The following is a 14,084-nucleotide window of genomic DNA, read 5'->3' on the forward strand; positions in this document are numbered from 1 at the left end:
CGCCAGAATTCCGCCTCTCTGGGCGCAAATCCGGTGGTTTTTGTCGGGCGAATCAAACACTGGGGCCCGCACTTCGCCGGGGAAGGGCGGGCCTGCAAGCTGTGTGGGCGAACATTTGGTGTGCAGTCCTTGCGGGGTTCCGTCGGGCCAGGGGCGCCGAGGTGGCCGGGATGTCTGTATCCGAAACCCCTGTGCTGGGGGGTGGCCGGTGCCGGAGGTGCTGCTGTCGCGCTTGCGGTGCAAAACGCGCGATTATACCGTTGAGCCCGGTTTCAGTGCCTTGATGCGTTCATTGATCTCCCGCAGGCGCTCGCGGGCTTCCGGGTCGGTGGCGGCCTGGAGGGACAGCGCCTGGCTCTGGCGCATCAGGTCGTCCCGGCGCAGCAGGTCCATCACACCGGCCAGCTCCTCCAGTTCGGACGCCGAGTCGGCGGCGATGGTGGCCTGCTCCACCTCCGCGCAGACATAGGCCTCGAACGCTTCCCCGCGCAAGCCCTCGCGCAGCGCCGCCCAGGGCTGCGGGCCGTGCTCGTGCAGCTGTGCCTCCAGCCAGGCGAATACGGGGCCGTGGGGCGCTGGCAGGTGGGCCAGCATGGCATGGTCGTCGGCCGAGAGGCTGTCCCAGGCGGCGGCGTTGGCCAGCAACAGGCCCACGGCCCGGTCCGTGCGGCTTTTGCTCGCGGTCTGACGGCCCAGCATGCGCGGCGGCGGTGGTGGGCCTTTGCGCCAGTTGCTGCGGCCGCTGCCGCCGGTCCAGGAACCTCGGCCGCGGGATTCGGCCGGGGCGCTCCATGTCCCGGACGGATTCTGGGGTGGTGGGGCCGGGGAGAAGGCCGCATGGTGTGCCACCCCGCCGTCGGCGGGCGGTTGCGGGCCGTGCGCGGTGGGCGGCTGGCGCTCTTCCCGCGGGCGGCGCGGCGCGCGGTCGTCCCGTTGCCAGAGCTGCTGCAGGTCGGGCGTGCCGATGCCGATCTGCTGGGCCAGCTCGGCCAGCAGCTGCCGCTTGAGCGCGCCCTCGGGCAGGGCGCTCCACAGTGGCCGCGCCTGGCTGGAGAGGCGGGCGCGGCCTTCGGCGCTGCCCAGATCGCAATCGGTGCTGGCGGCGTCGACCAGGAACTTCGACAGCGGCACCGCCTGCTTGACGAAATTCGCGAAGGCGTCGGCACCGTGTTCACGGATGTAGCTGTCCGGGTCGTGCTCGGGTGGCAGGAAGAGGAACTTGACGCTGCGCGTGTCGGTGGCCAGTGGCAGGGCGGCGTCCAGCGCCTTGCGGGCGGCGCGGCGGCCGGCGGCGTCGCCGTCGAAGCTGAACACCACGGCGTCGGTGAAGCGGAACAGCTTGTGCACGTGGTCGGGCGTGCAGGCTGTCCCCAGCGTGGCCACGGCGTTGGCAAAACCCAGCTGCGCCAGGGCGACCACGTCCATGTAGCCCTCGGTGACCAGGGCGTAGCCGTGCTGGCGGATGGCGGTGCGGGCCTCGAACAGGCCGTACAACTCGCGCCCCTTGCTGAACACCGGGGTCTCGGGCGAGTTCAGGTACTTGGGCTCGCCCTTGTCGAGCACCCGCCCGCCGAAGCCGATGCACTCGCCCTTGACGTTGCGGATCGGGAACATGATGCGGTCGCGGAAGCGGTCGTAGCGCTTGGCCTCGCCGTCCTGGCCCTTCTCGTCCTCGTGTTCGATCACCAGGCCCGACTCGACCAGCAGCGGTTCACTGTAGTCCGGGAACACGCCGGCCAGGTGGCGCCAGCCATCGGGTGCGTAGCCCAGGCCGAAGGTCTTGGCGATCTGGCCCGACAGGCCCCGACCCTTGAGGTAGTTCACCGCGCGCGGCGAGGCCTTGAGGTCCTTCTGGTAGGCCTTGGCGGCTTTCTCCAGCACATCGGTCAGCGTGGCCTGCTTCTGGCGCTGTTGGGCGGCGCGTTCGCGCTCCTGCGGCGAAACATCGTCCTCGGGCACCTGCAGGCCGACCTGCTGGGCCAGGTCCTTCACCGCCTCGACGAAGTTCATGCCCGCGTGTTCCATCAGGAAACCGATGGCATTGCCGTTGGCCCCGCAGCCGAAGCAGTGGTAGAACTGCTTGGTCGGGCTGACGCTGAACGACGGCGACTTTTCGCCGTGGAACGGGCACAGCCCCATGAAGTTGGCCCCGCCTTTCTTCAGCTGGACGTACCGGCCCACCACATCGACCACGTCGACGCGGTTGAGCAGTTCCTGGATGAAAGATTGCGGTATGGCCACAGGGCTATTCTCTCGCAAGCCCTTTCTGAACACGGAGAACCGCATGACCAGCATCTACGACCAGGACCTGCCCCGCAACGAAGCCAATTTCGCGCCGATCTCGCCGCTGTCTTTCATTGAGCGCACCGCCGAGGTCTACCCGGACCGGCTGGCCATCGTGCACGGCGGCTTGCGCCAGACCTGGGCCCAGACCTACGCCCGCACCCGCCAGCTGGCCAGTGCGCTGCAGAAAGCCGGCATCGGCAAGAACGACACCGTGGCGGTGATGCTGCCCAACACGCCGCCGATGGTGGAGGCGCACTTCGGTGTGCCCATGGCCGGCGCGGTGCTCAACGCGCTCAACACCCGGCTGGACCCGGAGGCGATTGCCTTCATGCTGGACCACGGCGAGGCCAAGGCGGTGATCGTCGACCCCGAGTTCGCCGGCACCATGGCCAAGGCGCTGAAGCTGCGCACGCGAACCGATCCGCTGCTGGTGATCGACGTGCAGGACACGCTGTTCACCGGCGAGAGCCAGCCCATCGGCAGCACCACCTACGAAGCCTTCATCGCCGGCGGTGACCCGGCCTTTGCCTGGCAGCTGCCGGGTGACGAGTGGGACGCGATCGCGCTGAACTACACCAGCGGCACCACCGGCAACCCCAAGGGCGTGGTCTATCACCACCGCGGCGCGGCCATGAACGCGATCAGCAACGTGCTGGAGTGGGACATGCCCAAGCACGCGGTCTACCTCTGGACCCTGCCGATGTTCCACTGCAACGGCTGGTGCTTTCCCTGGACGGTGGCGGCGCGCGCGGGTGTCAACGTCTGCCTGCGCCGGGTGGAGGCACAGGCCATCTTCGACCTGATGCGCGAACACCGCGTGACGCACTACTGCGGCGCGCCCATCGTGCAGGGCCTGCTGGTGAACGCGCCGGCCGCGATGAAGGCGGGCATTCCCGCAGGCATCAAGGCCATGGTCGCGGGTGCCGCGCCGCCGGCCTCAATGATCGAGGGCATGGAGCAGATGGGTTTCGACCTGACCCACGTCTATGGCCTGACCGAGGTCTACGGCCCTGCGACGGTCTGCGCCAAACACGACAGCTGGAATCAGCTCGACATCGGTGAACGCGCCCGGCTGAATGCGCGCCAGGGCGTGCGCTACCACCTGGAACGCGATGTGCGCGTGCTGAACCCCGAGACCATGCAGCCGGTGCCACTGGACGGCGAGACCATGGGCGAAATCATGTTCAAGGGCAACATCGCCATGAAGGGCTATCTGAAGAACCCCAAAGCGACGCAAGAGGTATTTGCCGGCGGATGGTTCCACAGCGGCGACCTGGCGGTGCAGTACGCCGACGGCTATTTCAAGATCAAGGACCGCAGCAAGGACATCATCATCTCGGGCGGCGAGAACATCTCGTCCATCGAGGTCGAGGACGTGCTTTACCGCCACCCCGACGTGCTGGCTGCTGCCGTGGTGGCGCGGCCCGATCCGAAGTGGGGCGAGACCCCTTGCGCCTTTGTGGAGCTGAAATTCGGCGCGCACACCACGCCCGAGGACATCGTGAAGCACTGCAAGCAGCACCTGGCCGGCTTCAAAGTGCCGAGGTTTGTGGTATTCGGCGAACTGCCCAAGACCAGCACCGGCAAGATCCAGAAGTTCGAGCTGCGCAAGCAGGCGGGGTCGGCCAGCGCGATTGACGTTTAGTCACCTGCGACCACGCCCTCGCGCCGCGGGTCGGCGCCGCCCAGCCAACGGCCATCGGGTGCCCGCTGAATCGCCTGCAGCCCGCTGGGCATCGGCGCCTCGCTGACCGTGTGGCCTTTCGCCTGCAGGGCCTGCACCGTCGCCGCCGGAAAACGGCCCGCTTCCAGCATCACCGGACCGCCCAGCGTACCGAAATTCGGCAGGTCGATCGCGGCCTGCGGCGACAGACCGCCGCCGAGCGTGCCCAGCAGTGTCTTGGCAGTGAAGTGGATGATCAGCGCGCCGCCCGGGCTGCCCGCGCTCATCAGCAGCTGGCCCGTGGCCTGGTCGAACACCAGCGTCGGCGACATCGACGAGCGCGGCCGCTTGCCGGGTTCCACCCGGTTGGCGATGGGCTGGCCCTGCGCGTCCGAGGGGGCAAAACTGAAGTCGGTCAGCTGGTTGTTCAGCAGGAAGCCGCCGCTGCGGCCTTGGCCGGTGTTGACCATCAGCCGCGAGCCAAAGCCGGCCTCGATGGTGGTGGTCATGGCCAGCGCGTTGCCGAAGCGGTCGGTGATGCTGATGTGGCTGGTGCCGTATTCGGGCTGGTCGGGCATGGGCGCATGGGCCAGGGGCGCGCCGCCGGGCCTGCCAGGGCCGACCTGCGGTGCGCGGGCCGGCGTGATCAGGCGCGCGCGGTCATCCAGGTAGCGTGCATCCAGCAAGCTGTCCCAGCGGCCGGCCGGGGCGGCCACGAAGTCCGGGTCGGCCAGGTACTGTGCGCGGTCCGCGAATGCCAGGCGCGAGGCCTCCATGTAGGCGTGCAGCCAGTCGGCACCCGGTGTCCCGGTCAGCGGTGCGGCGCCCAGCGGCGTGCGGGCCAGCAGCCCGAGGATCTGTCCGACCGCGATGGCGCCCGAACTCGGGGGCGGGAAGCCGCAGATGCGCAGCGCCTTCGCCGCCGCGGTGTGGTCCATGCACAGCGCTTCGCGCTCGCGGGGCTGGTAGCGCGCCAGGTCGTCTGCCGACAGCGTGCCCGGCGCTTTTGGATGCCGGCGCACCTTGTCCACGATGGCTTGCGCCACCGGGCCTTCGTGCAGCGCCCGGGGGCCCTGCGCCGCGATGCCGCGCAGCACCGCCGCCAGCTCGGGATTCTTCAGCACATGGCCGACCGGGTGCGGCGTGCCGTCTGGCTGGTAGAAGTAGGCCGCGGCCACCGGGTCGGCCTTGAGCGCACTCTCGGCCGCCAGCAGCGTGTGCAGGCGCGGACTGACGGCAAAGCCCTGCTCGGCCAGCACGATGGCGGGTTCGAACAGCGCCGCCCAGGGCAGGCGGCCGTGCTGGTGGTGGGCGAGGGCGAGCATGGCGACCGCGCCGGGTGTCCCCACGGAAAGGCCGGAGGCGACCGCGTCCATGAAGGGCAGGGGCTTGCCATCGCCGGCCAGGAAGAGTTGTGGTGTGGCGCCGGTGGGCGCGGTCTCGCGGCCGTCGAAGGCCTGCACGCGGCGGCCGTCGTGGTGCAGCAGGAAGGCGCCGCCGCCGATGCCGCTCGATTGCGGCTCGACCAGGGTCAGCACCATCTGCACCGCCACCGCGGCGTCGACCGCGCTGCCACCGGCGCGCAGCATCTGCAGACCGGCCTCGGCGGCCAACGGGTTGGCCGCAGCCACCGCCTGCTGGCTGAACACCCAGCCGGATTTGGCCTGCAGGCCGGAAGCCAATTCGGGCTGTGCCGGTGACGATGCCACGCCGGTCGACCGGTGCGTGTCCGCCGATCCGGCACAGGCCGCCATGATCGCGCCGATGGCAAGGACCAGCACGCGATGCCCCGTCCGTTTCGTGCACTCTTTCATGAAGTGGCCCATTTTGTAACTTGATGTTGCAGATGCTTGCCCGAGGTCAATCCGGCTGGTGACCCGCTGGGCTATCTTGTTCTCATCGGCAAGCAGCCGCTGATACGAGAAAACCCTGATGACGCTGACAAGCACCGCCGCCCCTCCAACCCCCGACCATAGTCCGCCCGTGCAGGGGCCCGTGCACAACCTGACGCAACTGGTGCAGGCTTTCGAGTTGCAACATCGGTGGCCCATCGTGAGTCTGAGCGAGGCGTTGCTGCGGTTGCGCATCCTTGATCAGGGCACCGTGGACGGCTTGCTGGCAGAGGACCCCGATCTGTTCCGGTCGCGCTCGCACGAACTGGTCACACGCATGGTGCTGACCGACGACGAGCTGCAGCGGGCGTTGGCCCGGGTGGCCGGGGTGGTCGAGGTCGAGGCCCTGGGTTTCGAGGTGGAGCGTGGTGCGTTCGACATCCTCCCCTTGCGGGTGGCCCACGCCCACACCGTGCTGCCGCTGGGCATGGCTGCCGACCGGTTCCTTGTGGCCTCCTGGGCGCCCACCAGTGGTGATCTGCACCGCGCCCTCTGTTCTTGTACGGGGCATACGGTGGAGCTGGTCTGGGCCAGTCGTGAAGCCATTGAACGGCGGCTCGAAGTGCAGGACCGGGTGGAGCGGGCAGCCCATGCACACAGCGCACCCGCCATCGTTGAAGAGGCACGCCGACGCCTTTCTCCACAAGGGGGGGCCAGTGTGGCCGGTCATGCACTGGTGGACGACCTGGTGATGCAGGCCATGGTCGAGGTCGGGTCGGCGGCCGAGTCCGAGCAGATGGCCTCTGCCAGCGAATCGGCCGGCATGGTGCGCCTGGTCAACCAGATGATCGCGGAGGCGCAGCGGTTGCACGCCTCCGACATCCACATCGAGTCCAACCCCGGGGAGGCGCTGACAGCGATCCGGTTCCGCCGCGATGGCGATCTCGAACCCTACCTGTGGCTGCCCGCCAAGCTGCGCGCGCCCCTGGTTTCGCGCATCAAGATCATGGCGCGGCTGGACATCGCCGAGCGGCGGCGCCCCCAGGACGGCAAGATAGACTTCGCCGAGTTCGGTGGCACGGCGCTGGAGCTGCGCGTGGCCGTGATGCCCACCCACGATGGCTTGGAGGACGTGGTGCTGCGCCTGCTGGAATCGGCCAAGCCGATCCCGCTGTCGCAACTGGGCCTGCAGCCGCGCGACCTGGACACCATCGCCGGTTTCTCGCAGCGCAGCTTCGGCATGGTGCTGGCCGTGGGGCCGACCGGCTCGGGTAAGACCACCACGCTGCACTCGATGCTGGCCGAGGTCAACACCGCCGACAAGAAGATCTGGACCGCCGAGGACCCGATCGAGATCACGCAGGCCGGACTGCGCCAGGTGCAGATGAATGCCAAGATCGGTCTGACGTTTGCAAGCGCGATGCGCAGCTTTCTGCGCGCCGATCCCGACATCATCATGATCGGCGAGATTCGCGACGCCGAGACCGCGAAGATCGCCATCGAAGCCTCGCTCACCGGTCACCTGGTGCTCTCGACCCTGCACACCAACAACGCCAGCGAGAGTGTGGTGCGCCTGCTGGACCTGGGCATGGACCCGATGAACTTCGCCGATTCTCTGCTGGGCCTGGTGGCGCAGCGCCTGGTGCGGGCCCTGTGCACGCACTGTTCCGAGCCTGGGCCGCTGGATGCAACGGCCTGGACGGCGTTGCTGGAGGAATACCGCGAGGGCAGCGACTTGGGTCTGGCACAGGCGCAGGACCGCTTGCTGACGGCGGCCGGGGTGTCGACACCTGCCGAGGTTCGGATGCGCCACGCGGTGGGCTGCGACCACTGCGGCGGCAAAGGATACAAAGGCCGGCTGGGCATCTACGAGATCCTGCAGAACAGCCGCAGCGTCAAGCAGCTGATCCAGGACCGTGCCCGACCGACCGAGATTTTCGATGTTGCCGTGCGCGAGGGCATGCGCAGCCTGCGCCACGACGCGCTGGAGAAGGTGGTGCGGGGCCGCATCGATCTCAAGCAGGCCCGCACGGCTTACCGCTGAGCTCGCCAGAAGCTTGGCACGGTCAGGGAAGAACCCTCCGGCGCGAGACATCCCACCCAGGATGCGGTGGAACCGGCTTTGCCGGGCCACTCGCATCGCCCCCTGGAGGGGGCGCGTGCAGCGCGGCAGGGGTGGGCCCTGTCAGCGAGGCGCCAGGCGGATGGCGCCGTCCAGGCGGATCACCTCGCCATTGAGCATGTCGTTCTCGATGATGTGCTTGGCCAGCTTGGCGTAGTCGTTCGGCGTGCCCAGGCGGCTGGGGAAGGGCACGCTGGCGGCCAGCGCATCCTGCACCTCCTGCGGCATGCCGAACAGCATGGGCGTGCCGAAGATGCCGGGGGCGATGGTCATGTTGCGGATGCCGTTGCGAGCGAGGTCGCGCGCGATCGGCAGGGTCATGCCCACCACGCCGCCCTTGGACGCGGCGTAGGCCGCCTGGCCGATCTGGCCGTCGTAGGCAGCCACCGAGGCGGTCGAGATCATCACGCCGCGCTCGCCGGTGGCCTCGGGTTCGTTCTTGCACATGGCGTCCGCAGCCAGGCGGATCATGTTGAAGCTGCCGACCAGGTTGACCATGATGGTCTTGGTGTAGACGGCCAGCGAGTGGGCGCCATTCTTGCCCACGGTCTTCTCGGCCGGGGCGATGCCGGCGCAGTTCACCAGGCCCATGAGCTTGCCCATGGACACGGCCTTGGCGACCACGGCCTGGCCGTCGGCCTCGTTGCTCACGTCGCATTTGACGAAGGCACCGCCGATCTCCCGGGCGACCGCTTCGCCTTTTTCCGCCTGCATGTCGGCGATCACCACCTTGCCGCCGTTGGCCGCCAGCATGCGCGCTGTGCCTTCGCCCAGGCCCGATGCGCCGCCGGTGACGATGAAGACCTTGCCTGCGATTTCCATGGAATGCTCCTCTTGGATGGAATTGACGTTAACGTAAACGTCAATTATCGCCCACAAAAAAGCCCGCGAGAAGCGGGCTTTCGGTCGATCACTTGAACCCGACGCGGTCCAGCATCTGCTGCACCTTCACCATGTTCTTGGCCACCACGCCCAGCGGAATCTGCTCGGCCTTGAAGTTGTCGCCACCGATGGCCTTGAGGGCCGCGTTCTCGATCTTCACGCCCTTGGCGGCTGCGAACTCGTTGTTGCCGTTGGCGAAATAGTCCTGGGCATACGGGCTGGCCAGGTACTCCATGAACGCGATGGCGTTGTCCTTGTTCTTGGCGTGCTTGGCCACGGCGGCGCCGGCGATGTTGACGTGCGTGCCGGTCGTGCCCTGGTTGGGGAACACCACCTTCACCTTCTCCATCACTTCCTTTTCGTCGGCCTTGCTCGACTTGACCAGCCGCGCAATGTAGTAGGTGTTGGAGATGGCCACGCCGCACTCGCCCGAGGCAACGGCCTTGATCTGGTCGGTGTCGCCGCCCTTGGGTGCGCGCGCCATGTTGTCGACCAGGCCCTTGAGCCAGGCCTCGCCCTTGGCATCGCCCAGACGCTCGACCACGGTCGAGAACAGCGAGAGGTTGTAGGGATGCGAGCCCGAGCGGGTGCACAGCAGGCCCTTGAGCTTGGGGTCGGCCAGTTGTTCGTAGGTGGCGACGTCGGCGGCCTTGACGCGCAGCGGGTCGTACACGATCACGCGGGCGCGGGTGGAGAAGCCGGTCCAGGTTACCCCGTCCTTGGTGGCGTCGGCGCGCAGGTTGGCGGGGATCGCAGCGTCCAGCTTGGCGGACTTGATCGGCAGGAACAGGCCGTCCTTGTCGGCGCTGGCCATGCGGGCGGCGTCCACCAGCAGGATCACGTCGGCCGGAGATGCCGAGCCTTCGGCCTTCAGGCGGGCCACGATGCCGGCGTCGTCGGCGTCCACGCGGTTGATCTTGATGCCCGTGGTCTTGGTGAAGTTCTCGTACATCGCCTCGTCCGTCTGGTAGTGGCGGGCGGAGTAGATGTTCAGGACCTTGTCCTGGGCCAGGGCGTTCAGGGACGTGGCGGCAGCCAGGACAATCGGGAGCAAGGCGAATGAGCGCATGGGTTGTCTTTCAATGTGGGGAATGAGTTGCGGCGGATGCTAACACAAATGCGAATGGTTCTTGATAAGAAGTTCTTGATCTGGGTCAATGCCATGTTGCTGGTCGTGCTGGCTGGTTGCTCCACCGTGGCACCGCCCGCAGAACCCCCGGTACTGACCCCGCCCGTGGTGGAGGTGCCCCAGCGCCCGCCGCGGCTCGGGCTGGCTCTGGGCGGGGGCGCGGCGCGGGGTTTTGCCCATGTGGGGGTGATCCAGGTGCTGGAGGCGAACGGCATCCGCCCCGATGTGGTGGCGGGCACCTCCGCCGGCAGCCTGGTGGCGGCGCTCTATGCCAGCGGCAAGCGCTCCGCCGAACTGGAGCGCGTGGCGATGGGCATGGACGAAGCGCTGCTGACCGACTGGACCATGCCGCTGGCCAGCCGGGGCCTGCTGCGGGGCGAGGCGCTGGCGCGCTATGTGCGGCAGGCGGTGGATGGCAAGCTGATCGAGCAGATGGCGCTGCCGCTGGGCATCCTGGCGACCGATCTCGCCAATGGCAGCGGCGTGCTGTTCCGCCGGGGCGACACCGCGCAGGCCGTGCGCGCGTCCAGCGCGGTGCCCGGCGTCTTCAATCCGGTGTCGATCGCCGGCCGGGAATACGTCGATGGCGGCCTCGTGGCGCCCGTGCCGGTGCGCCAGGCACGCGAGATGGGGGCCGAGGTGGTGCTGGCGATCGACATTTCGGCCGATCCGCAGGACATCCCGGCCAACGGCCTGTTCAGCCTGCTGCCCAAGACCACGGCCATCATGGGGCAGAGCATCAACCGGCTGGAACTGGCCCGTGCCGACGTGGTCGTGCGGCCTTCGCTGGCGGGGGTGGGCAGCGCCGATTTCGCCTCACGCCAGCGGTCCATCGAGGCGGGCCGGGCCGCGATGCAGGCGGCCCTGCCGAAGCTCAAGCAACTGCTGGCGCGGTTGCGCCCGGCAGAACCCCACTGACCAGCCACTGCCAGCCGCGGACATAAAAAAAGCCCTCGCGTTGCGGCGAGGGCTTGAAGGGGTCCGATGAAATCGGAATTTCGAAAAGGACCCGAGGAGACAACCAGAAAAACGGTCTGAGGGTTCAGCGCCGCCTTCACAGGTCTGGCGCCAGTCTGCTTGAGTTCAATGGTACTGACCTTGATCGAAGTCAAAGGTCAGAACATCCGCAGGAACCCTGTGTTGTTCAACGCTTCTTGGCGGCGGCCTTGGTGGCGGTCACGGCCTGGGCGGTGACGGTGTTGAAGTTGGTTTCGGCCATTTCGGTGGCTTGCTTGACAGCCTTCTGCACCGACTCCATGGCGTTGTTGGCGGCGGACACGGCGCTCTTCATCACGGCGACGGCGGTTTCCGAACCGGCGGGAGCGTTCTTGGCGGCGTTGTCCACGACGGCCATGAACTTCTTCTGGGCGTCGGCGGCTTGCGCTTCAGCGGCCTTGCCGAACTCGGCGCCAGTGCCCGAAGCGATGTCGTACAGGTGGCGGCTGTAGGCCACGGTCTTCTCGGCCAGGGGCTGCATCAGGCTGGCTTGCAGTGTCAGCAGTTCCTGGGCGTCCTTGACGGACAGCAGGGCCTGGGCGCTGTTGGCGGATTCGCTCAGAGCGGCCTTGGTGGCTTGCACGTTCAGCTCGACCAGCTTTTCCACGCCTTCGAAGGCTTTCTGGGTCAGGCCGAAGAGAGTTTCGATGTTGGCTTTCTGGGCGGCAACGATTTGTTCAGCGGTCAACATGTATTTAGCTCCTGTAGAAGGTTTTAAAGGGCAGTTGAAGGCTGCTTCGAGAACACCGCGCTGTCTGGACGCTGTTGTTTTCGTTCGCTTTGCTGCGCTGCAACATGGCTCGAATTATAGGGACTGAACGAACGGATGCAAGGCTTTTTTGTTGCGTTGCAGCAATCTGGGTGCTGTTCTCTAAAACCGGGTGGCGCCGGCTGGATTTGATGCGCCGGCCACAATGGGCCGTGCACGTCTTCTATGCCGACCACTTCATCCTGCCGCTGCCCGCTGGGCACCGGTTTCCCATGGCCAAGTACGGGCGCCTGCGCGAGCGGCTGGCGGCCGAGTGCCCGCAGATCCGGCTCGGCCAGGCCCTGCCGGCCAGCGACGGTGAGCTGGCGCTGGTGCATGCCCCGGCGTACATCCAGGCGATCCAGACCGGCGCGCTGAGCGCAGCCGCCCAGCGGGAAATCGGCTTCCCGTGGAGCCCGGCCATGGCCGAGCGGGCGCGGCGCTCGGTCGGCGCCACCATCCAGGCCTGCCGCGCCGCGATGTCCGGAGAAGGTCTGGCGGCCAACATCGCGGGCGGCACCCACCATTCCTACGCCGACAAGGGCAGCGGCTTCTGCGTGTTCAACGACGCGGCCGTGGCCGCGCGCCTGATGCAGGCCGAACACGCAAGGCAGCACCGCGCGCGCGGCCCGCTGAAGGTGGCCATCGTCGACCTGGACGTGCACCAGGGCAACGGCACGGCGCGCATCTTCGCGGACGACGACTCGGTGTTCACGCTCTCGCTGCATGGCGAGAAGAACTTCCCGTTCCGCAAGGAGCCGAGCGACCTGGACGTGGAACTGCCCGACGGCACCGGCGATGTTCCGTACCTGGAAGCGCTGGAACGCGCGCTGGACGAGCTGGAGCGCCGGTTCGAACCCGGGCTGGTGATCTACCTGGCGGGCGCCGACCCGCACGAGGGCGACCGGCTGGGGCGCCTGAAGCTCACGTTCGACGGGCTGGAGGCGCGCGACCGGCGGGTGATGGACTGGGCCTGGCAGCGCCGCCTGCCGCTGGCCTTCGCCATGGCCGGAGGCTATGGCACCGACATGGAATCCACGGTGCAGGTGCAGATGAACACCTACCGGGTGGCGCTGGAGTACCACGCCCGCTGGGCCGCGGCTGCGCGGGCCGGGGAACGCGCGGCGGTGACAGCGGCCTGAAGACCGCGCAGGCAGAATCCGCCGCCATGAACGTCCCTGCCGCCCCCGCTTCACGACCACAGGCCCTGCCGCGCGACCACTACCGCGTGTTCCGCTCCATCGGCACCCGCTGGATGGACAACGACGTCTACGGCCACGTCAACAACGTCGTCTACTACAGCTGGTTCGACACCGCGGTCAACGCCTGGCTGATCGAGCAGGGCGCGCTGGACATCCATGCCGGGGGTGTGATCGGTCTGGTGATCGAGACCCAGTGCAACTACTTCGCGCCGCTGGCCTTTCCCCAGACCATCGAAGCCGGCCTGCGTGTGGCGCACCTGGGCAGTTCCAGCGTGCGCTACGAGGTCGGCCTGTTTGCCCAGGGGGAGCCGCTGGCGGCGGCCTGTGGCCACTTCATTCACGTGTATGTGGACCGCGAGACGCGCCGGCCGGTGCCGCTGCCTGACAAGCTCAAGGCCACCCTGCAGACCATCACCTGACCGCCGGTGAGCAGAAACCGGCACCGCTTGCCATAATTGACGTTAACGTAAACGTCAAACACAGGAGACCCCCATGAGCCAGAACCCGCCGGCAACCTCGCCCGTGATCGACGCCGCCAGTGTCGATGCCGCCATCACCAGCCGCATGTCGGCCCGCGCCTTCCTGCCGCAGCCGGTGCCGCGCGCCACGCTGGAGCACCTGCTGGAGGTCGCCGCGCGCGCGCCCTCGGGCACCAACACCCAGCCCTGGAAGGTGTATGTGCTGCAGGGCGCCAGCCGCGACAGCCTGGTGGAGAAGTGCTGCGCCGCGCACGACGCGCTGCGCGCCGACCCCTCGCTGGCCGAGCAGTACCGGGAGGAATACGACTACTACCCGACGCAGTGGGTCAGCCCCTACATCGACCGCCGCCGCGAGAACGGCTGGAGCCTCTATGGCCTGCTGGGCATCACCAAGGGCGACAAGGACAAGATGCACGCCCAGCACCAGCGCAACTTCCGCTTCTTCGACGCACCGGTGGGCCTGATGTTCACGCTGGACCGGGTCATGGGCCGCGGCTCGCTGGTGGATTACGGCATGTTCCTGCAGAACATCATGGTGGCCGCCCGCGGGCACGGCCTGCACACCTGCCCGCAGGCGGCCTGGAACGGCTTTGCCAAGATCATCCTGCCGCACATCGGTGCGGGCGAGAACGAGATGCTGGTCTGCGGCATGGCGCTGGGCTACGCCGACCCGGCCGACAAGGTGAATGGGTTCATTACACCCCGCGAGCCGGTGTCCAGCTTCACGCACTGGCTGGAATGAGCG

At 67.7% G+C, this 14,084-nt stretch carries 11 protein-coding genes; 6 read left to right on the forward strand and 5 right to left on the reverse strand.

Annotated elements, in window-relative coordinates; translation table 11 throughout:
• Positions 1-252: 252 nt before the first annotated feature.
• The gene (dnaG, locus tag HPF_RS08180) at positions 253-2,241 is read right to left on the reverse strand and encodes a DNA primase (RefSeq protein ID WP_133156285.1); all 1,989 of its coding nucleotides are present in this window, start codon (positions 2,239-2,241) and stop codon (positions 253-255) included.
• Positions 2,242-2,284: 43 nt separating this feature from the next.
• On the opposite strand from dnaG, the gene HPF_RS08185 reads away from it, so the two are divergent.
• Positions 2,285-3,931 (forward strand): acyl-CoA synthetase, encoded by a 1,647-nt coding sequence (locus HPF_RS08185; RefSeq protein ID WP_133156286.1) that lies wholly within the window; start codon positions 2,285-2,287, stop codon positions 3,929-3,931.
• Here HPF_RS08185 and HPF_RS08190 read toward each other — a convergent pair.
• Entirely contained in the window at positions 3,928-5,763 is a 1,836-nt protein-coding gene (locus HPF_RS08190; protein ID WP_424955190.1) for a gamma-glutamyltransferase family protein, read from the reverse strand. The genes HPF_RS08185 and HPF_RS08190 overlap by 4 nt on opposite strands.
• 118 nt (positions 5,764-5,881) lie before the next feature.
• Between HPF_RS08190 and HPF_RS08195 the strand changes: the two genes are divergently transcribed.
• The gene (locus tag HPF_RS08195) at positions 5,882-7,825 is read left to right on the forward strand and encodes a GspE/PulE family protein (RefSeq protein ID WP_133156287.1); all 1,944 of its coding nucleotides are present in this window, start codon (positions 5,882-5,884) and stop codon (positions 7,823-7,825) included.
• A gap of 141 nt (positions 7,826-7,966) precedes the next feature.
• Here the strand turns inward: HPF_RS08195 and HPF_RS08200 are convergent, their stop codons facing one another.
• Positions 7,967-8,725 (reverse strand): 3-hydroxyacyl-CoA dehydrogenase, encoded by a 759-nt coding sequence (locus tag HPF_RS08200; RefSeq protein WP_066150413.1) that lies wholly within the window; start codon positions 8,723-8,725, stop codon positions 7,967-7,969.
• Positions 8,726-8,813: 88 nt separating this feature from the next.
• On the reverse strand, positions 8,814-9,854 hold the full coding sequence (locus HPF_RS08205; RefSeq protein ID WP_079364993.1) for an extracellular solute-binding protein: 1,041 nt from the start codon (positions 9,852-9,854) through the stop codon (positions 8,814-8,816).
• A 54-nt stretch (positions 9,855-9,908) separates the two neighbouring features.
• On the opposite strand from HPF_RS08205, the gene HPF_RS08210 reads away from it, so the two are divergent.
• Complete coding sequence (locus tag HPF_RS08210) at positions 9,909-10,832, forward strand: patatin-like phospholipase family protein (RefSeq protein ID WP_133156288.1); 924 nt, start codon at positions 9,909-9,911, stop codon at positions 10,830-10,832.
• Positions 10,833-11,058: 226 nt separating this feature from the next.
• On the opposite strand, the gene HPF_RS08215 is transcribed toward HPF_RS08210, so the two are convergent.
• A complete protein-coding gene (locus tag HPF_RS08215; RefSeq protein WP_066150422.1) occupies positions 11,059-11,601 on the reverse strand; it encodes a phasin family protein in 543 nt (180 codons plus the stop codon).
• A gap of 230 nt (positions 11,602-11,831) precedes the next feature.
• Between HPF_RS08215 and HPF_RS08220 the strand changes: the two genes are divergently transcribed.
• From HPF_RS08220 to HPF_RS08230, 3 genes are all read left to right on the forward strand, one after another.
• Positions 11,832-12,800, forward strand: coding sequence for a histone deacetylase family protein (locus HPF_RS08220; protein ID WP_206610753.1), 969 nt, complete (start codon positions 11,832-11,834; stop codon positions 12,798-12,800).
• Between the two features lie 26 nt (positions 12,801-12,826).
• Entirely contained in the window at positions 12,827-13,279 is a 453-nt protein-coding gene (locus HPF_RS08225; RefSeq protein WP_133156290.1) for an acyl-CoA thioesterase, read from the forward strand.
• 73 nt (positions 13,280-13,352) lie between these two features.
• The gene (locus tag HPF_RS08230; protein ID WP_133156291.1) at positions 13,353-14,081 is read left to right on the forward strand and encodes a nitroreductase; all 729 of its coding nucleotides are present in this window, start codon (positions 13,353-13,355) and stop codon (positions 14,079-14,081) included.
• The last annotated feature ends 3 nt before the right edge of the window (positions 14,082-14,084 follow it).

Source organism: Hydrogenophaga pseudoflava, from assembly GCF_004353865.1.
Lineage (GTDB): Bacteria > Pseudomonadota > Gammaproteobacteria > Burkholderiales > Burkholderiaceae_C > Hydrogenophaga > Hydrogenophaga pseudoflava.